Consider the following 17,554-nt stretch of genomic DNA (forward strand, 5'->3'; position numbering starts at 1 on the left):
GTGATGATGAATGATGAACAAAAACAAATAAATGATAAAAAGGTTCGAATGCGTCGTAGTAGAAGGATTCAGCGAGAAAAATGGGAAGGAAAAAATTGGCTATTTTCATTTATGCCTTTTATTTTGCTTGCTTTTGTGTACAGTATTTCCATGAGTATTGGCAATAATTCCGTAAGTTTCGAAAAGTATTATGCACAGGGGTTAAACAAATGGATGATAGAACTTGTCAGTGTGATAACGGGTGTTTTTAACTTTTCGATAGGAGAGTTTGTACTTTATGGACATGTGCTTGCGTTACCTATAGTGGCGATGATCTTACTGGTAAAAATCTTTAAAGGTGGATTTTTTCGAAGTGTTTTTCGTATCATTCAATATATCAGTATTTTATATGTGGTCTTTATGGTGATGTGGGGATTTAATTATGAAAGACAATCTGTTGCAGATACAATGGGATTTGAAGTAAGGCCATATACTAAAGAAGAATTAGTTGAACTCACTACATATTTAGTAGATGAAGCAAATAGATTGAGACCCTATCAGTCTTTATCAGATGAAGGTGTGATGATGGTTCCAGGAGGATACAAACAGATTTTTGCTAGAGCAAGTGATGGTTATACCCAGCTCAGTAAAAGATATCAATTCTTAAGTGGATTATATGGAAAACCAAAGCCTATCTTGGCATCGGCTCCTATGCTTTACACAGGTATAACAGGCGTATACTTTCCTTACACTTCAGAAGCAAATGTCAATATAGAAGTGCCAGATCTACTTTTACCTGCAACGACTTTGCATGAAATGGCGCATCAAAGAGGGATTGCCCCAGAGGATGAAGCGAATTTTATCGCTTATCTAGCTGCAACCGCTCATCCGGATAAAGACTTTCAATATTCTGGAACAATTTTAGCATTAATCCATACCATGAATGCACTTTATGCACTGGATGCTGATGAAGCCATGAGAATTAGAAGTACGTATTCAGATGGTGTGAGTGAAGATATCATCAGCTACTCAAGATTTTGGGATGACTATAGAGGAAAAACAACAGAAGTAGCAGATCAAGTAAATGATACTTACTTAAAAACCAATCGTCAAGAAGATGGGGTTAGAAGCTATGGTAAAATGGTAGATCTGTTACTCGGTTATTATTTAGAGGTCGCTAAGCCTCAAATGATAGGAGGCAAGTAGTGATAACTTTGATTTTATTAATGATTATTTATCTCGCATTTATCAGTCTGGGATTGCCAGATGCTTTACTAGGTGTTGCGTGGCCACTTGTTAGACAAGAATGGATGATGGGACTAGATGCGGCGGGAATCATATCTATCGTGGTAACGGTAGGTACAATTTCTAGTAGTTTATTAAGCGGAAAATTAATTAAGCGATTTGGTGAGGGAAAGATTACACTGATGAGTGGTCTTTTAACTGGATTTGCTTTACTGGGTTATTCTCTGGCGCCTTCTTTTATATGGTTTATATTTTTGGCGTTACCACTTGGATTTGGGGCTGGATCAGTTGATACTGCTCTCAATCACTTCGTGGCAACTCATTTTAAAGCACACCATATGAACTGGCTTCATTCGTTTTGGGGCGTTGGTGCAACTGCAGGTCCTTTGTTAATGGGCTTTATCATTGCAAGTACAGGGTCTTGGAGAAAAGGATACCTTGTGGTTGCTCTCATACAGCTCTTTTTAGCAGCGATTATCTTCTTGAGTTTACCGCTTTGGAAGCGACATGCTACAGAGCAGGCTAATAAAGCAGATGAAGAAACGGAAGTGTTAAACGAAAACCATACAGATTCAAAACGTATATTCCTTAGACCAGGTGTTCCCTTTGCACTTTTGATTTTTATGGTTTATTGTGCTGGCGAGTTTGCCATGGGCTTATGGGGTGCGAGTTATTTGGTACAAAAAAGAGCGCTAACACTTAATTTAGCTGCGAGTTGGGTTGGCCTTTATTATGCAGGCATAACAGTTGGTAGAATATTAGCGGGATTTATCTCGTTTAAACTTAGTAACAAACAGCTGATCACACTTGGGATTTTAATTGCATTAGCTGGAAGTATATTGTTAGTGGGCAATATTTCAGATCATCTTTCTATGATGGCATTTATCTTGATTGGACTTGGTTTCGCCCCAATTTTCCCTTCTATGGTACACGAAACACCGAAGCGATTTGGCAACAAAATAGCACAGAGTGTGATAGGGTATCAAATGGCATCTGCTTATGTAGGCATTGCTGTTTTTCCGCCACTTCTTGGCGTTGTGATGCAGCGAACAAGCATAGGATTATATCCTGTGTTTATGCTAGCCTGCGTTATTTTACTTGGGATTTTAACTGTGCTTTTGAATCGAGCAACGAAAATTAAAACTTAGAATACACTTTAAAATAACTCAAAATATATGCGAATTAAAGTTGATTATGTTACAATAAATTTAGGGGAGACGAGTATACAAATACTTTCATTGTGACGAGGAGGAACTATGTCAATTGCAACGATCAATGGGTTGAATTTGTATTACGAGTTATTTGGAAACAAAGAAGCGAAAGAAACCATCGTTTTTATGAATGGTGTCATGGCTTCAACAACAAGCTGGATGGACCAAGTCCACAGTTTTGTGAAGTTAGGTTACAGGGTGCTTTTACACGACTTTAGAGGTCAATTAAAGTCAGATAAACCGAAAGGCCCTTATAGTTTCAAGCTACATGTTGAGGACACCATAAATTTGATGCGATTTCTAGGGATTGAATCTGCACATCTAATTGGAACCTCTTACGGTGGTGAAGTATCAATGCGCATGGCGATTGATTGTCCTGAGCGTGTTAAGAGCTTATCCATCATCAATTCAGTAAGCGAGCTAGATGATGTACTGCGTTATTTTGTAAGTGGATGGCTTAATTTAGCTGAAATTGGAAATGGCGAGTTGTTTTTCAATGGGATGCTACCGAGTATTTATCATGAAAGCTATGTAAAGAAAAACAAATTGTTGTTAGAAAAACGGGCAAAAGCATTTAATGAAACACCTAGCAGTTATTTTGAAGGACAAGTTGAACTTTATAAGACATTTTTAGATGATGTTTATATGACCAATGAGCTTTTTAAAATCAAATGTCCTACAGTTGTGATTTGTGGAGAGAACGATATCTTAAAACCGGTTAAATTTTCTAAAATTATTGCAGATCATATTTCAGGTGCTGAACTGATTACTATTCCAGACTGTGGTCATGTTACAATTTTTGAAAAACCAGAAACATTAAATTCTATCTTATTAGGGTTTATATTGAAACAATCACTTTAAACATAAAGTAAAAGAGAAAATAAAGAATGGATTGATTCCGTCTTTATTTTCTCTTATTTTTTTACTTAAAAAGAGTTACCATTTATCTAGATGTTTTCCATCTCGAATACTGAACTGGCGTATAGTCAATTTCTTGTTTTAAATCTTCAGCAGCATGCAGTGCAAAATAAGGATCGATCAATAGTTGTCTACCTAAAAAAACAAGTTCTGCACGTTCGTTGCGGATGATTTCCTCAGCCATCTGTGCAGTCTTTATACGACCACCAGCCATAACGGGGTACTGTGTGCGTGCTTTAATTATCTCAGCAAATTTTGTTTGATAGCCATCGAAAGTATGAATTCTTGCAGGTACAACGCCGCCTGAACTTACGTTTATAAGGTCAATCCCAGAATCTTTAAGTGTTAATAATGCATCACTTATAGTATAAGAGGTGTTCCCACCCTCGGCATAATCTTCAGCAGAAACTCTAAAGAAAATAGGAAGTTCCTCTGGCCAAGCTTGTCTTACTGAAGAGAGTATATCTTTTATAAAACGCGTACCAAATGCTTCATTATAGCTAAATTTATCTTCGCGTAAGTTTGTGAGTGGAGATAAAAATTCGTTGATGAGATATCCATGTGCTCCGTGTAACTCGATCACGTCAAATCCTGCTTCTTTTGCGCGCCTAGTTGCTTCTTCGAAAGCATAGATAACATCTACAATATCACGCTCTGTCATCTCTCTAGGGATCCTTAATGATAAGTCTTCGTCATCAAAATTAATCGGTGAGGGTGCAATAATGTCTTCACTTAAGACGCCACATTTTCGTCCTGCATGTGCAAGTTGAATCCCAGCGAGAGCACCATGTCGATGTATTCCATCCACTATCTCTTTAAGGCCATCAACGTGAGCATCACTCCAAATCCCTAGATCATTTGCTGATATTCTCCCTCTAGATTCTACAGCAGTAGCTTCTAATATAACAAGTGAAACACCACCCATTGCGCGTGTCTCATAATGTGTTTTATGGAATGGTTTTACAAAACCATAGTTATCTGAACTATACATACACATAGGTGCCATGACAATTCTATTTCTAAGTGTGACACCTTTGATTTTTAACGGACTAAATAATTGATTCATCTTATACTACCTCCTGATATTATTTTGTGCTTCGAAATAAATATACCCCATGACTAATATGAAAAACAAGGATAATGTAAAAAAACTATAAACTTTATACCGTGCATAAAAACCAATCATGTACTTTTTATAAAATCCGTAATATAAAATATTTTTTATCGTAAAAGTTCGTGACAAATCCGTAACATATGGCATAATAGAATATAAAAACAGAAGTCTGTGGAGGTATAGAATGCAAAAATTCAAACGCGTCTTAGTTGCAAATCGTGGCGAAATTGCAATTAGGATTTTTAGAGCATGTCATGAACTTGGCATACGGACAGTGGCCATTTATTCTGAAGAGGACAAAGCTTCGCTCTTTCGAACAAAAGCAGATGAATCTTATCAAGTAGGTAAGGGGAAGAGTCCTGTTGATGCTTATTTAAATATAGATGAAATCATTCAACTCGCTAAGAAAAAAGGCGTTGATGCCATCCATCCGGGTTATGGGTTTCTATCAGAAAACCCTGAATTTGCGCGTAAATGTGAAGAGGCTGGGGTCGTATTTATCGGACCGACTGCTTCTATGATGAACAGTCTAGGTGATAAAATCAAGTCAAAACAAGTGGCGATCAAAGTAGGTGTACCGGTTATTCCAGGTATTGAGAAGCCTATTTTAACAGATGAAGAAGCACATGAAGCAGCAAATCTGTGTGGTTATCCAGTGATCCTTAAAGCATCGGCAGGTGGCGGTGGAAGAGGGATGCGAATTGTTAGACATGCTGAAGATTTGGTGAGAGAATACCAGAGTGCTAAGAGTGAAGCGAGAAAGGCTTTTGGAGTTGAAGATGTCTTTATAGAAAAATACCTAGAAAGTCCAAAACATATAGAAGTCCAAGTGTTGGGGGATAATTATGGTGGTTTGGTACATTTATATGAAAGAGATTGCTCAATACAAAGAAGACATCAAAAAGTTGTAGAATATACGCCAGCATTTACCTTGACTGAAGAAAAAAGAAATGCAATTTGTGCAGATGCTTTAAAAATTGCGGGAGCAGTGAACTACCGAAATGCAGGAACCTGTGAGTTCTTAGTCGACAAATCTGGCAAGCATTATTTCATAGAGATGAATCCAAGGATCCAAGTTGAACATACCGTGACGGAGATGCTCACTGGTATCGATATCGTTCAAAGTCAAATTATGATTGCACAAGGTCTAGCACTTGATTCTAAAGAAGTGGGCATACCAAATCAAGAGAGTGTTGTTCCAAGAGGTTTTGCAATCCAGTGCCGTATCACAACTGAAGACCCATCAAACAATTTTGCGCCTGATACTGGTCGGATTGATGTGTACCGTTCCGGTTCAGGTTTTGGTATCAGACTTGATGGGGGCAACGGATTTACTGGTGCTGTTATAAGTCCGTACTACGATAGCTTACTTGTCAAAGCAACATCTCATGGTAGGACATGGGAAGATGCGATCCGCAAGTCCTTAAGAGCACTTGGTGAGATGAAGATCCAAGGTGTTAAAACCAATATAGCCTTTTTAATAAATGTGCTCAACCACGAGAAGTTCGTCCAAGGAGAATGTGATACCAACTTTATCGCAGAAAATCGGTCTTTATTTGAAATTACAGCAAAAGCTGATGTAGAGTATAAAGTGCTCTCATTTATCGGTGAAAAAGTGGTCAATCACACTAAGGGTGAAAAGGAAGAATTTGATGTCCCAAGAGTCCCAATTTATGATAAAAACGTTGCTAAATCTAGTTTATATGGTACAAAACAAATTTTGGACACAAAAGGTGCTAAAGGACTTGTAGATTGGATTCACGGTCAAAATAAATTGTTACTAACAGATACGACTATGCGAGATGCGCAGCAATCTTTGATTGCGACAAGGATGAGAACGGTAGATATCAAGAAAGTAGCGTCTGCAACAGCGCATCATGCAAGTGATTTGTTTTCACTTGAGATGTGGGGTGGAGCGACTTTTGATGTTGCATATCGTTTCCTTAACGAGTCCCCATGGGAGAGACTTGACTTAGTGAGAGAGAAAATCCCGAACATTATTCTTCAAATGCTAATTAGAGGTGCAAATGCTGTAGGCTATAAAAACTATCCTGACAATGTCGTCAGAGCATTTATCAAAGAATCAGCAAAAAGAGGGATTGATGTTTTTAGAATCTTTGACTCGCTCAACTGGCAAAAAGGTATGGAAATCGCAATAGATGAAGTACTAAATACTGGAAAAGTTGCAGAAGCATGTATTTGCTATACTGGCGATATCTTAGATGCTTACAGAGATAAGTACTCTCTTCAGTATTATGTTGATAAAGCGAAAGCACTTGAAAAAACGGGTGCTCATATCCTATGTATCAAGGATATGTCGGCGCTTTTAAAACCATATGCTGCGTCTAAACTCGTGAAGGCACTAAAGAATGAAGTGTCTATGCCTGTGCACCTTCACACACATGATACGACTGGCAATGGCGTTTCTACCATCTTGATGGCTGCTGAGGCTGGCGTTGATATCGTAGATACAGCGATGTCGAGTATGTCTGGACTTACATCTCAACCTGCGCTCAACGCAGTGGTTGCTGCACTTGAAAATACAGAAAGAGACACACATCTCAACCTAAGTAGTTTGCAAAATATCAGTGATTACTGGCAAGATGTTAGACCTGTATACAAGCAGTTTGAATCGGACTTAAAGTCGACCTCCGCTGAGATTTATAAATATGAGATACCAGGTGGTCAATATTCTAACTTAAAACCACAAGTAGACAGTTTTGGACTTGGGCATCGTTTTGGTGAAGTTAAAGAGATGTTTAGGATGGTAAATGATCTATTTGGAGATATTGTCAAAGTAACACCTTCTTCAAAAGCTGTTGGAGATATGGCGATTTTCATGGTACAAAACGATTTGACACCAGAGAATCTAATTGAAAAGGGTTCTGACCTAGCTTTCCCGGACTCAGTAGTGGCTTATTTTAGTGGTATGATGGGGCAACCTGATGGTGGGTTCCCTATAGAGCTTCAACAAATTGTCTTGAAGGGTGATGTACCGATTACTGGTCGCCCAGGTGAACAACTTCCAGATGAAGATTTTATCGCTATAAAAGAAATGCTAAGTGAAAAGTATAAGCGTGACTTTGATATGGATGAAGTCTTGAGCTATGCACTATACCCAAAAGTATTTGAAGACCACTTAAAATATAAAGCAGAACATGGTGATCTTTCAAGAGTGGGATCAGATGTATTTTTCCATGGGATGTATGAGGGTGAAACTTGTGAGGTAGAAATCGCATCAGGTAAGAAATTGATCGTGAAACTACTTGAAATTGGTAAAGTTAACAATGTTGGAAGCGTGAGACTTACCTATGATGTCAACGGGAATAGACGAGAGGTTTACATCAAAGACAGAGGTTCAAAGTTTGAAGCAGTGGTTCAACAATCTATCATGGCAGATCCTGATAACCAGTTTGAAGTAGGCTCTTCAATTCCTGGAAAAGTAGTAAAAGTAATGGTAAAAGTTGGCGATGATGTAGTTGAGAATCAAGTGGTTGCAGTTGTAGAAGCCATGAAGATGGAGACCAGTGTCGTGGTTTTGGCAGATGGTGTGATATCAGATATCTATGCCAAAGAAGGGATGCAAGTTAAATCAGGAGAACTGCTCATGAAATTAGAAAAAAAATAAGGTACTGTGAATAGCAGTTTCATTTGGGTATAAATTCAATAAGGTTGAATTTAATGAGGATGAATTCTAATTACTTATACAAGGGAGGCAATATGTATCATTTGATTACGGGTGGAAGCTCAGGGCTCGGATATGAGATTGCAAAGCACTTGATTTTAATGGATGAACATGTCATTATACTAGGGCGTAATGTAGATAAGTTAGAAAATGCAACCAATAAACTCAAAGAAATTTCAAGAAAAGCAGATGTCCTATCTTATAGTTTGGATATATCGATTGAGGAGGACATAGACGCCTTTATCGATACACTAGAAACTTCAGGCAAGCCCATCAAACAACTCTACAATGTTGCTGGGACAACTTTTTATGGGAAAATAAGTGACATACACAAAGAAGATATTGACAAAGTACTAAAAAGTAATATGATTGGTTTGATGTTATTTACGTCTAAGATGGTTGGTTTCATGCTTAACGAACCTTATGAGGATAAGAGAATCATCAGTGTACTTTCTACAGCTGCATTAAAGGGGAAAAAGTTCGAAACGATCTATAACGCAGCAAAATGGGGTGCAAGAGGTTACCTTGAATCATTAAGAGACGAACTAACAGAGACTAAAATTGAAGTGATCAATGTCTTTCCAGGGGGGATGAAAACTGATTTTTGGAAAGATTCAGCTTCGGGATATGATGTAGATCATTTTATGGACCCAGCAGATGTAGCAAGAAACATCGTGAAAGTCGCGATGGATACCAAAGTATATGTGACGGATATTACAATTGGTAGACCCAAATAAGGATAAGAAGGAATGTAAATGGAAGAAATAATCAGTTACCTCAGTCATCACACAACAGCACAGAAAGTGCTAATCTCATTTGTATTGATTGTCATCAATATACTGGTGGTACAATTTACAAGTAAGATTTTATTTAGAGCAGTTAAAAATTCAAGTACTTATTATAATTTACGTAAACGATTTTCTTTCACATTTACACTGATTCTTATAGTACTGATTCTTTTGGTTTGGTCAGAATCGAAGTTAGATTTAACCACTTACATGGGCTTTATATCTGCCGGAATCGCCATTGCACTTAGAGAAATTTTTACCAATATTGCCGCTTGGTTTATCATTGTTTTTCAAAAACCGTTTGAAGTGGGTGATCGGATCAATGTAAATGGTCAGACGGGTGATATCATAGATATTAAGCTTTTCCAGATTGTTTTGTTAGAAGTATCATCTATCGATTTTGGTGAACAAAGTACAGGTCGTATTGTACATGTACCTAACAACTTTATATTTATACATTCTATTACCAATGCGAACAAGGGGTTCGATTATATTTGGAATGAGATTGAAGTGAGGTTAACGATAGATAGTGACTGGGAAGTCGCAAAAAAAATGCTAGACGAAATTATCAATCAACATGCTCTCAATTTAACGCCTGGCGTTAAAGAAAGTATCTATGAAGCTTCAAAAAAATACATGCTTTACTATAGAAATTTGACGCCAATTGTTTATGTTAACGTAAAAGATGGTTATATAGCACTAGATGTACGTTATCTTTGTGAAACTCGTAAAGCTAGAGTCACTGAAAATGACATATGGAAGGCAATTTTGATTGCTTTTAAGACGAATGATCAAATCAAAATGCATCAATGAGTATCAAAAAAGGCTTTGACAATTAATAAACACATGTTATTATGGTGATACAACTTCATAAGCGTTTTCGGTCCTTTTGTTTACAAAAGGTTAATAGGGAATGAGGTGAAAAACCTCAGCAGCCCCCGCTACTGTAAAGATGTACGAAATCTCACAAGCCACTGATTATTGGGAAGGCGAGAAAGTAGGATGATATCTGAGCCAGGAGACCTGCCAAGACGATGTAACATAAAATCTCGGTGGGAGATTTACTTGATACGCAATTTTTGTATTTAGGACACACCGATAGGTGTGTCTTTTTTGTTGCTTAAAATAAGTTTAAGCAAAAGATTATTTGGAGGTTAGATATGGAAAATAAAAATTTACTGGAAAAAGCGACACTTATCATTGCACATGGGAGTAAAGTCGCTGAGACTGATAAGATCATGAACCAATATATGGAAGCATTGAGACAACAATTTCCGAGTGAGCGTTTTGAAAAATGTTATCTACAGCTAATGGCACCACTTTTAGATGATGTAATCACAGCGCTTTACGAAGATGGGGTTAAAGAAATTGTAGCATTTCCACTATTCTTATTTAACGGTAACCATATTAAAGAGGATATCCCTCAAGCACTTGATGCACTAAGAGAAAAACATAAAGACTTAAAAATAACTTTTTTAAGCAACATTGGTTTTGACGAAAAACTAGTGACATTAATTGGAGAAAGGGTTGGTCTTCTATGCGTATAGATTTCATCAAAAAACCTATGGCAATTGAGACAAAGAGTTTTGAAATCATAGATGACATCATTAAGGATGAAGGGCTTAGTTATCCAGTTGAAGAACCACTTTACAAAGCGATTTATCAAAGAGCGATTCATACATCTGCTGATTTTGATTATCTAGATAATTTGAAAATCGATGCAGATTTTATCCGTAAATTTGAAGATGCACTCACGCGACCAGTGACGATTTATACAGATACAAATATGGCGTTATCGGGGATCAATAAAGCTGCATTTAAGAAAATACCCTGGTCACTAGAATGCCTTATTTCTCATGATCTAACTGCACAAATGGCAAAAAAACAAGGTGTTACGCGGTCTATGGCAGCAGTACAAATTGCACTTCAAACACCAGGAAAAAAGGTCTTTGTCATAGGAAACGCACCTACTGCCATCTTTCAGCTTTTAGAATCTTCAAAGGAACAGCTTGAAGATGTTATCGGGGTAATTGGAATACCGGTTGGTTTTGTAGGAGCAGCAGAATCAAAGGCATTACTACATGAGCACTCTATGCCAAGTATAGTAGCACTGGGACGAAAGGGCGGAAGTAACGTCGCTGCAGCAATCGTCAACGCACTCTTATATCAGCTTGTTGGTAGAGGTGTGTAATGACGCATAGTGAAGTTTTAAGTGACGATGCAAAATTACTTCGTACAGGTTATACCACTGGCAGCTCTGCAGTAGCTGCGGCAAAAGCGGCACTCACCACTTTACTAACAGAGAAAGAAAGCCAGATTGAAGAAATCGCTATAACACTACCGAACGGATCAAAGCTACAAATTCCAATTGAGGCTATTTTTAAAAGCGACACAGCAAGTATAACGGCAGTTGTCATCAAAGATGCAGGTGATGATGCAGATGTGACACATGGACTAGAGATTTGTGCAAAAGTAACCTTGAATCATACAGGAAAGATCTCTATCGGTGGTGGCGTTGGCGTTGGTAAAGTCACAAAACCAGGGCTTCAAATCCCCGTAGGTGCGTATGCAATTAACCCAGTTCCTCTTAAAATGATTGAAGACAACCTTAAACCATTACTTTCAGATGAGATGGGGGTCGATGTGGTGATAGAAGTGCCACATGGTGAAGCCGCTGCTGCAAAAACTTTTAACCCTAGACTTGGCGTTATAGGAGGGATCTCTATCATTGGTACATCTGGTATTGTGCGTCCCATGAGTGAAGAAGCATTTAAAGATACAATTTATACTGAGATGAAACAGAAAAAAGCGCTAGGTGTAAAGACACTTGTCCTTGTACCTGGGCTTCATGGTGAGAAGTTTGCTACTGAGAACATCAACCTCGCGGATTTAAATCTAGTAAAAACTGAACAAGTGGTTCATATGGGAAATTATGTAGGCTTTGCACTACAAGCTGCTGATAAGCTGGACTTTCAAAATATTGTCCTCATAGGCCATACTGGAAAGTTAATCAAACTTGCTGGTGGGATTTTTAATACACATAGTAAAGTTGCAGATGCAAAAGCGGAGATTGTGGTAAGTGAACTAGCACTTTTAGGCGCACCGCTTAATATACTTCAAGACATAAGCTTAGCAAATACAACTGATGAAATGTCAAATTACTTATACAATACCCCCTACCTTGAGGTCTTTCAGATTTTAGCTGAAAAAGCAAGAAAACGATGCCTTCAGTTTATATTTGAGGGGATTGATATTGAAGTGATTTTATATGACATGTCTAGTAGATTGCTTGGAGATAGCCGAAGGAGGCAAGAAAAGTGATCCGGATAATAGGTATAGGACCAGGTGATAAATACTATTTGACAAGTGATGCCTTACAAAAGTTAAGAGTAGCAACAGCAGTCGTGGGAACAAAAAGGCAGATGGAAACAGTAGATGAGTATCTAAGAAGTACAACATATAAACAACTTTATAGCGGAAAACTAGATGAACTAAAAGATAAAGTAGAGCAGTTGCTGACTAAGAACAGTGAAGTGACACTTCTCGCGTCAGGTGATCCTTCAATCTATGGTATTGGCGAATGGATCAAAAAGCAGTTTGCTAGCGAAAGTATAAAAATAGTGCCAGGTATAAGCAGTATTCAGCTTATGTTCAGTAAAATTGACATCCCGATGCACGATGTATTGATCACTAGCGTACATGGCAGAGCGCCTAACTGGGAACTTTGGCAGCACTTAAGCAAAGTTTGTTTGTTTACAGATAAAAAATGGACCCCTGTGAATATAGCTGAAAAGTTAATCTCTCAAGGACTTGATCCAGTGCTGTATATTGGTGAATGGTTATCATATCCAAGTGAACGAATGACGATTAGTAGAGCTTCAAAATTGCAGCATTTAGAGTATGAATTTTGTGTGGTGGTGATTGACTATGAAGGATGACGTATATATCAGAGGTAAAAATCCAATGACTAAAATGGAGGTTCGTGGCACCATTATAAGTTATTTGGAACTGGCATCTGCTCAATCAGTTCTTGAAATTGGAGCAGGAACAGGCTCGGTGACAGTTGAGATCGCTAAATCTGCACCAAGTGCTAATGTGATCGCAATTGAAAAAACGACAACAGGATGTGAATTGATTTTGGAAAATGCATCAAGGCATAATGTAAACATCAAAGTCGTTAATGACCATGCACCTACAGAGCAACTACTTGAACCAAGTCAATTTGATCGTATCTATGTTGGAGGCACTGGTCGCGCATTTACTGAGATTATGGCATGGCTAGAAGCAGGAATGATGCAAGCTGGATGTATCTTAGTGTTTTCGGTAATAACCCTTGAGAGTATGAACGAAATCATGTCATATGTCTCAAAGTCAGAAAAGTACAGTGGGCTGGAAGCCAGTCAGATACAAGCGAGTCGACTTGAAAATTTAGGGGACTATCATTATTTCAAGCCACTTAACCCTTGCACAGTGATCAAATGTGTTTATAAGTAAACTGAAAAGCACAACTTAATGCATAAGGAGAAAAGGATGTCAAAATTAATTGGAATAGGTGTTGGACCAGGAGATCCGGAACTTTTAACACTAAAAGCGATTCGTGTACTTGAAAAGTTGGATATTCTCTTATTGCCAACAGGAAGATCAGGTGGTGAAAGTGAAGCCTATCATATCTGTAAAGAGTATATTCCTGAGTTAGTATCGCTGGAAAAAAGGTATTTTCCTATGACCAACGATAAGGATATGATGATGGCTGCAATTGCAGAGATTGCAGGGGAAGTAAAATCATGGACATTATCAGGCAAAACTGTTGGGTTTGTAACGCTGGGTGATCCCATGCTCTATAGCACTTATGGCTATTTATTGAAGCTATTAAGAGATGAGATTGAGGTTGAAACAATTCCGGGAATTACATCTTTTGGTGCAATTGCTTCAGGGTTTAACAAACAATTATGTGAAGGCGATACGCCCCTAGTGATCTACCCGTGTGTAGACGACCTTAAAGAACTTGATGAACTGTTATCAACGCAAAAGTCTATGGTGCTCATGAAAGTCTATAAAAGTTTTGAGCGTGTAAAGGCGTTGATCGTTGCACATCATCTAGAGGACGATTGTTTGATCGTCTCTAATTTTGGGAAGGCATCACAGAAAGTTTATTATGGACTCGAAGAAGTCAACATAGAAGAACTCAGTTACTTCACAACTATTTTGATCAATAAGGAGGTTTAACATGAAAGTGAAATTTGTAGGTGCAGGACCTGGTGATCCTGAACTATTGACTATAAAAGGGCACAGAGCATTAAGTGAAGCAGATATCGTGATCTACGCAGGATCACTTGTTAATCCTGAACTTTTAAATTATTGCAAACCAAACTGTAAAATATATAACAGCGCCTTTATGAATCTTGAAGAAATCATCAAAGTCTGCGACGAGGGTATAAGCCAAGACCGTCAAGTAGTACGATTACACACAGGTGATTTTTCCATCTTTGGTTCATTAAGAGAACAAATAGAAGCATTAAATGCACTTGAGATTGGTTTTGAGTTAATACCAGGCGTAAGTAGTTTCCTCGGGGCGGCATCTGCACTTGAAATAGAGTATACCATACCCGAGATATCTCAAAGTCTTATCATCACGCGTATGGAAGGTAGAACACCGGTACCAACGCTTGAGAGCATTGAATCTTATGCAGCACACCAAACTTCTATGGCGATATTTTTGTCTTCAGGTATGGTAGATGAGGTAATGGCGCAGCTCATTAGAGGTGGCTATCCACCACAGACACCAGCAGCGATGGTCTATAAAGCAACATGGCCTGATCAAAAGATCATAAGAGGCACCATTGAGACGCTTGATGCACTTGCAAAAGAAGCTCAGATCACTAAAACAGCTTTGATTATTGTAGGCAACTGCTTAGGCTATGAATTTAATCCATCAAAACTCTATGATAAGGATTTTGCACATGAATTTAGAGGATAAACCTTTAAACTGGATTATTTTTAGTTTTTCAAACCGTGGCAAAGCCCTCGCAAAAGATATAGAAGTCATTATTTCTAGTGATGAGCAAGCACAAGTCTTAATTTACGATAAGTCAGTACATGAAAATATACAAGCGTTGCTTCAACTGGGTTTTTGCAAGGGAAATGCAATTCTTTTTATAGGGGCTGTGGGCATTGCAGTACGTGCTATAGCACCTTATATTAACGACAAGCTCACTGATCCAGCAGTTATTGTAATTGATGATTTTGGAGAATTTGTTATCCCGATACTTTCAGGCCATATTGGTGGTGCGAATCGAATCGCCAGTGCGCTGTCGAGCGCATTAAAAGAAAAAAGATATCATTCAAAACCTGTGATAACAACTGCTACGGATAAAAGAGGTGTTACTGGAATTGAAGAGATCTTTAATCGATATGGCGTGCCTTATCAGCCGCATCGAGCGCTTATGAAAAGACTTAACATGCATCTTGCCAATGGTGGTGAAGTGGAAATCTGTTTAGATCCCTATTTAGCTGATGTGGATAGGATACTGCTAAAAGATAATACCCAGACAGAGCGTCATGAGGAAGTTGATACGCATGTTATAAGGTTGTTGATTACACTAAGAGAACCCACAAGATGGTTTGAAGAGGTGTTACCATACGCTAACAATATAGAAACGCTGGTACTTGAAAGTCAATCACTGCTTCTTGGAACGGGTAGTAAAAAAGGACTGAGTTTTGAAAGTTATGCCTATAGTTTAGAAGTTGCGTTAAAAGAAGAGGGTTTTTTAATAGGCTGTATTCAAAAGATTGCTTCCATTTCCCTCAAAAAAGATGAGCTCTGTATGTGCACGCTTGCTAAGCAACTTGATGTTGAATTTGTGGTACATGAGGTTGACAAGTTATTGCCTTATGAATCACTATTCAAGTCTTCTGAATTTGTTAAAGGCAAGGTCGGTATAGGATCGGTAGCAGGGACATGTGCTTATTATCATACGCAAGATGAGAAGGCATTAAAAGTATATAAAAGAAACGGAAGTACATTTAGTATAGGGAGGCTGATTAGATGATAAAGGTAATAGGCATTGGACCAGGTTCACAAAATTTGATGACTAAGGCCGCTATAGATGCAATTGAAGAGTCAGAGGTTATAGTTGGTTATAAAACATATATAGACTTGATTAGACCAATGTTAGATCAGCAAGAAATTATAAGCAATGGGATGCGAGGTGAAGTTGAACGCTGCTTAGAAGCTGTAAAGATCGCTCAAACTGGAAAGACAGTAGCAGTAATTAGTAGCGGAGATGCAGGTGTCTATGGTATGGCAGGTTTAGTTTATGAGCTTGCACAGACAGATGAAGAGATAGAGGTGATACCTGGCGTAACAGCATCAACAGCGGGTGCAGCACTTTTAGGTGCACCGCTAATGCACGATTTTTGTCATATCAGCTTAAGTGATTTGATGACACCTATAGATCAGATTATGAGACGTGTCAAAGCAGCAGCTGAAACAAATTTTGTAATTTGTTTATACAACCCTAAAAGTCACGGAAGACCAGACTATATTGGTCAAGCTTTATCGCTAATCAAAGAGGCGCAGGGCAATTCGATCTTGGTGGGTATTGCTAAAAATGTAGGACGTTCAAACGAGTCAACACATGTATTTTTAATTGATGAAGTTAACTTAGATTTGATCGATATGACGTCAGTTGTCATCGTAGGTAACAAAGAAACTAAACTTATCGGAGATAAGATGGTAACCCCACGAGGCTATCAAGTATGATCCTCGTTTTAGGTGGCACACATGAAGGTGCTGAGCTGTGCCACTGGCTTATGAAAAAGGATATTTCTTTTAAACTCTCCGTTGCAACTGAACTGGGGAAACAGATATACGAAGCTTTTGGAGCGTCATGCGAAGTGCATCGATTTACAGTGGAATCCCTAAAAACATATATCTTAGATTATACGATAGATATGTTAATTGATACCACTCACCCTCATGCATATGAGGTAAAACGCGTAGCACATTCTGCTGCCAAACAAGCGGGTATTAGGTATGTGAAATTAGAAAGAGCCATGATGGCAAGTCATGAGTTAGTGAACTGGGAAGAAAAGTTAGGTGATCAACTGACCTCGGTTAAGGTGATGGAAGAAGCCGTTAAAAAGTTAATAGCTGCACATCGAGAACACTATCATTACTTGATAACAGGAACCAAATACATTGAGTTGTTCTATGCGCATTTTCCAAAGTCCTGTTGTTTTTTTAGAGTGATGCCTAGCCTTTATTCCATGAAAGTGTGCACAGATTTACAAGTTCCGATAGATCACATCATTGGCATCAAAGCACCTTGTCCTTCTGCACTAAACCAAGCTCTTTTTAAGGCATTTGATATTACGCATTTCATCTTTAAAGAAAGTGGTGCCGGCAGTGCAACTGAGTTAAATCTTCAGTCTTTAATTGGGACACCTGTTAAAGGCGTGTTGGTAACCAAAGGAGAATCAAAAGATGAAGACACCATTTTAAACGATGGTAGTACAACATTTCATTCAATTGAGACACTAGAACAATTTTTAAGATCGAAATTCTTGGTTAATAGATCTCAATAAAGTTAAATAAATTATATTATATTTTGAA

Annotated in this window: 17 protein-coding genes and 1 riboswitch; of the genes, 16 read left to right on the plus strand and 1 reads right to left on the minus strand. The window is 38.2% G+C overall.

All coding sequences use genetic code 11. The features are described 5' to 3' along the window. The first annotated feature begins 3 nt into the window (after positions 1-3). The 3 genes from QE109_RS16135 (at position 4) to QE109_RS16145 (ending at position 3,296) form a co-directional block, all read left to right on the plus strand. The gene (locus QE109_RS16135; RefSeq protein WP_281095586.1) at positions 4-1,185 is read left to right on the plus strand and encodes a DUF3810 domain-containing protein; all 1,182 of its coding nucleotides are present in this window, start codon (positions 4-6) and stop codon (positions 1,183-1,185) included. Beyond that, complete coding sequence (locus QE109_RS16140) at positions 1,185-2,372, plus strand: MFS transporter (RefSeq protein ID WP_281095587.1); 1,188 nt, start codon at positions 1,185-1,187, stop codon at positions 2,370-2,372. The genes QE109_RS16135 and QE109_RS16140 overlap by 1 nt, the downstream gene beginning before the upstream one ends. Before the next feature lie 108 nt (positions 2,373-2,480). After that, positions 2,481-3,296: an alpha/beta fold hydrolase gene (locus QE109_RS16145; protein WP_281095588.1), complete on the plus strand. Its 816-nt coding sequence runs from the start codon at positions 2,481-2,483 to the stop codon at positions 3,294-3,296. A gap of 82 nt (positions 3,297-3,378) precedes the next feature. Here QE109_RS16145 and namA read toward each other — a convergent pair whose 3' ends face one another. Further along, entirely contained in the window at positions 3,379-4,419 is a 1,041-nt protein-coding gene (gene namA / locus QE109_RS16150; protein ID WP_281095589.1) for an NADPH dehydrogenase NamA, read from the minus strand. A 232-nt stretch (positions 4,420-4,651) separates the two neighbouring features. On the opposite strand from namA, the gene QE109_RS16155 reads away from it, so the two are divergent. From QE109_RS16155 to QE109_RS16215, 13 genes are all read left to right on the plus strand, one after another. Beyond that, positions 4,652-8,095: a pyruvate carboxylase gene (locus tag QE109_RS16155; protein ID WP_281095590.1), complete on the plus strand. Its 3,444-nt coding sequence runs from the start codon at positions 4,652-4,654 to the stop codon at positions 8,093-8,095. A gap of 92 nt (positions 8,096-8,187) precedes the next feature. Beyond that, positions 8,188-8,889: an SDR family NAD(P)-dependent oxidoreductase gene (locus QE109_RS16160; RefSeq protein ID WP_281095591.1), complete on the plus strand. Its 702-nt coding sequence runs from the start codon at positions 8,188-8,190 to the stop codon at positions 8,887-8,889. Between the two features lie 18 nt (positions 8,890-8,907). Continuing rightward, a complete protein-coding gene (locus tag QE109_RS16165; RefSeq protein WP_281095592.1) occupies positions 8,908-9,753 on the plus strand; it encodes a mechanosensitive ion channel family protein in 846 nt (281 codons plus the stop codon). Positions 9,754-9,804: 51 nt separating this feature from the next. Beyond that, positions 9,805-9,985, plus strand: a riboswitch (cobalamin riboswitch). Positions 9,986-10,100: 115 nt separating this feature from the next. Beyond that, a complete protein-coding gene (locus QE109_RS16170) occupies positions 10,101-10,487 on the plus strand; it encodes a sirohydrochlorin chelatase (RefSeq protein ID WP_281095593.1) in 387 nt (128 codons plus the stop codon). Beyond that, complete coding sequence (locus QE109_RS16175) at positions 10,478-11,131, plus strand: precorrin-8X methylmutase (RefSeq protein WP_342637169.1); 654 nt, start codon at positions 10,478-10,480, stop codon at positions 11,129-11,131. Before QE109_RS16170 ends, QE109_RS16175 begins: the two co-directional genes overlap by 10 nt. After that, positions 11,131-12,261 carry a cobalt-precorrin-5B (C(1))-methyltransferase CbiD gene (gene cbiD / locus QE109_RS16180; protein WP_281095594.1) on the plus strand — a complete coding sequence of 377 codons (1,131 nt, stop codon included), beginning with the start codon at positions 11,131-11,133 and terminating at the stop codon, positions 12,259-12,261. The genes QE109_RS16175 and cbiD overlap by 1 nt, the downstream gene beginning before the upstream one ends. Beyond that, complete coding sequence (gene cbiE / locus QE109_RS16185; RefSeq protein ID WP_281095595.1) at positions 12,258-12,878, plus strand: precorrin-6y C5,15-methyltransferase (decarboxylating) subunit CbiE; 621 nt, start codon at positions 12,258-12,260, stop codon at positions 12,876-12,878. The genes cbiD and cbiE overlap by 4 nt, the downstream gene beginning before the upstream one ends. Beyond that, on the plus strand, positions 12,868-13,434 hold the full coding sequence (cbiT, locus tag QE109_RS16190) for a precorrin-6Y C5,15-methyltransferase (decarboxylating) subunit CbiT (RefSeq protein WP_281095596.1): 567 nt from the start codon (positions 12,868-12,870) through the stop codon (positions 13,432-13,434). The genes cbiE and cbiT overlap by 11 nt, the downstream gene beginning before the upstream one ends. Positions 13,435-13,470: 36 nt before the next feature. Beyond that, positions 13,471-14,166: a precorrin-2 C(20)-methyltransferase gene (gene cobI / locus QE109_RS16195; RefSeq protein WP_281095597.1), complete on the plus strand. Its 696-nt coding sequence runs from the start codon at positions 13,471-13,473 to the stop codon at positions 14,164-14,166. Between the two features lies 1 nt (position 14,167). Beyond that, a complete protein-coding gene (gene cobM / locus QE109_RS16200; RefSeq protein WP_281095598.1) occupies positions 14,168-14,917 on the plus strand; it encodes a precorrin-4 C(11)-methyltransferase in 750 nt (249 codons plus the stop codon). Beyond that, positions 14,901-15,989, plus strand: coding sequence for a cobalamin biosynthesis protein (locus QE109_RS16205; RefSeq protein WP_281095599.1), 1,089 nt, complete (start codon positions 14,901-14,903; stop codon positions 15,987-15,989). Before cobM ends, QE109_RS16205 begins: the two co-directional genes overlap by 17 nt. Then, positions 15,986-16,702, plus strand: coding sequence for a precorrin-3B C(17)-methyltransferase (cobJ, locus tag QE109_RS16210; protein ID WP_281095600.1), 717 nt, complete (start codon positions 15,986-15,988; stop codon positions 16,700-16,702). The genes QE109_RS16205 and cobJ overlap by 4 nt, the downstream gene beginning before the upstream one ends. Then, positions 16,699-17,526: a precorrin-6A/cobalt-precorrin-6A reductase gene (locus QE109_RS16215; RefSeq protein WP_281095601.1), complete on the plus strand. Its 828-nt coding sequence runs from the start codon at positions 16,699-16,701 to the stop codon at positions 17,524-17,526. The genes cobJ and QE109_RS16215 overlap by 4 nt, the downstream gene beginning before the upstream one ends. Positions 17,527-17,554 lie beyond the last annotated feature (28 nt).

The sequence above is a fragment of the Fusibacter bizertensis genome, assembly GCF_029914245.1.
Taxonomy (GTDB): domain Bacteria; phylum Bacillota; class Clostridia; order Peptostreptococcales; family Acidaminobacteraceae; genus Fusibacter_C; species Fusibacter_C bizertensis.

What these genes read in the sequence shown, in the direction of transcription:
- QE109_RS16135 (WP_281095586.1), top strand. Translation starts at nt 4, where the DNA reads ATGATGAATGATGAACAAAAACAAATAAATGATAAAAAGGTTCGAATG.
- QE109_RS16145 (WP_281095588.1), top strand. Translation starts at nt 2,481, where the DNA reads ATGTCAATTGCAACGATCAATGGGTTGAATTTGTATTACGAGTTATTT.
- namA (WP_281095589.1), bottom strand. Translation starts at nt 4,419, where the DNA reads ATGAATCAATTATTTAGTCCGTTAAAAATCAAAGGTGTCACACTTAGA.
- QE109_RS16155 (WP_281095590.1), top strand. Translation starts at nt 4,652, where the DNA reads ATGCAAAAATTCAAACGCGTCTTAGTTGCAAATCGTGGCGAAATTGCA.
- QE109_RS16160 (WP_281095591.1), top strand. Translation starts at nt 8,188, where the DNA reads ATGTATCATTTGATTACGGGTGGAAGCTCAGGGCTCGGATATGAGATT.
- QE109_RS16165 (WP_281095592.1), top strand. Translation starts at nt 8,908, where the DNA reads ATGGAAGAAATAATCAGTTACCTCAGTCATCACACAACAGCACAGAAA.
- QE109_RS16170 (WP_281095593.1), top strand. Translation starts at nt 10,101, where the DNA reads ATGGAAAATAAAAATTTACTGGAAAAAGCGACACTTATCATTGCACAT.
- QE109_RS16175 (WP_342637169.1), top strand. Translation starts at nt 10,478, where the DNA reads ATGCGTATAGATTTCATCAAAAAACCTATGGCAATTGAGACAAAGAGT.
- cbiD (WP_281095594.1), top strand. Translation starts at nt 11,131, where the DNA reads ATGACGCATAGTGAAGTTTTAAGTGACGATGCAAAATTACTTCGTACA.
- cbiT (WP_281095596.1), top strand. Translation starts at nt 12,868, where the DNA reads ATGAAGGATGACGTATATATCAGAGGTAAAAATCCAATGACTAAAATG.
- cobI (WP_281095597.1), top strand. Translation starts at nt 13,471, where the DNA reads ATGTCAAAATTAATTGGAATAGGTGTTGGACCAGGAGATCCGGAACTT.
- cobM (WP_281095598.1), top strand. Translation starts at nt 14,168, where the DNA reads ATGAAAGTGAAATTTGTAGGTGCAGGACCTGGTGATCCTGAACTATTG.
- QE109_RS16205 (WP_281095599.1), top strand. Translation starts at nt 14,901, where the DNA reads ATGAATTTAGAGGATAAACCTTTAAACTGGATTATTTTTAGTTTTTCA.
- cobJ (WP_281095600.1), top strand. Translation starts at nt 15,986, where the DNA reads ATGATAAAGGTAATAGGCATTGGACCAGGTTCACAAAATTTGATGACT.
- QE109_RS16215 (WP_281095601.1), top strand. Translation starts at nt 16,699, where the DNA reads ATGATCCTCGTTTTAGGTGGCACACATGAAGGTGCTGAGCTGTGCCAC.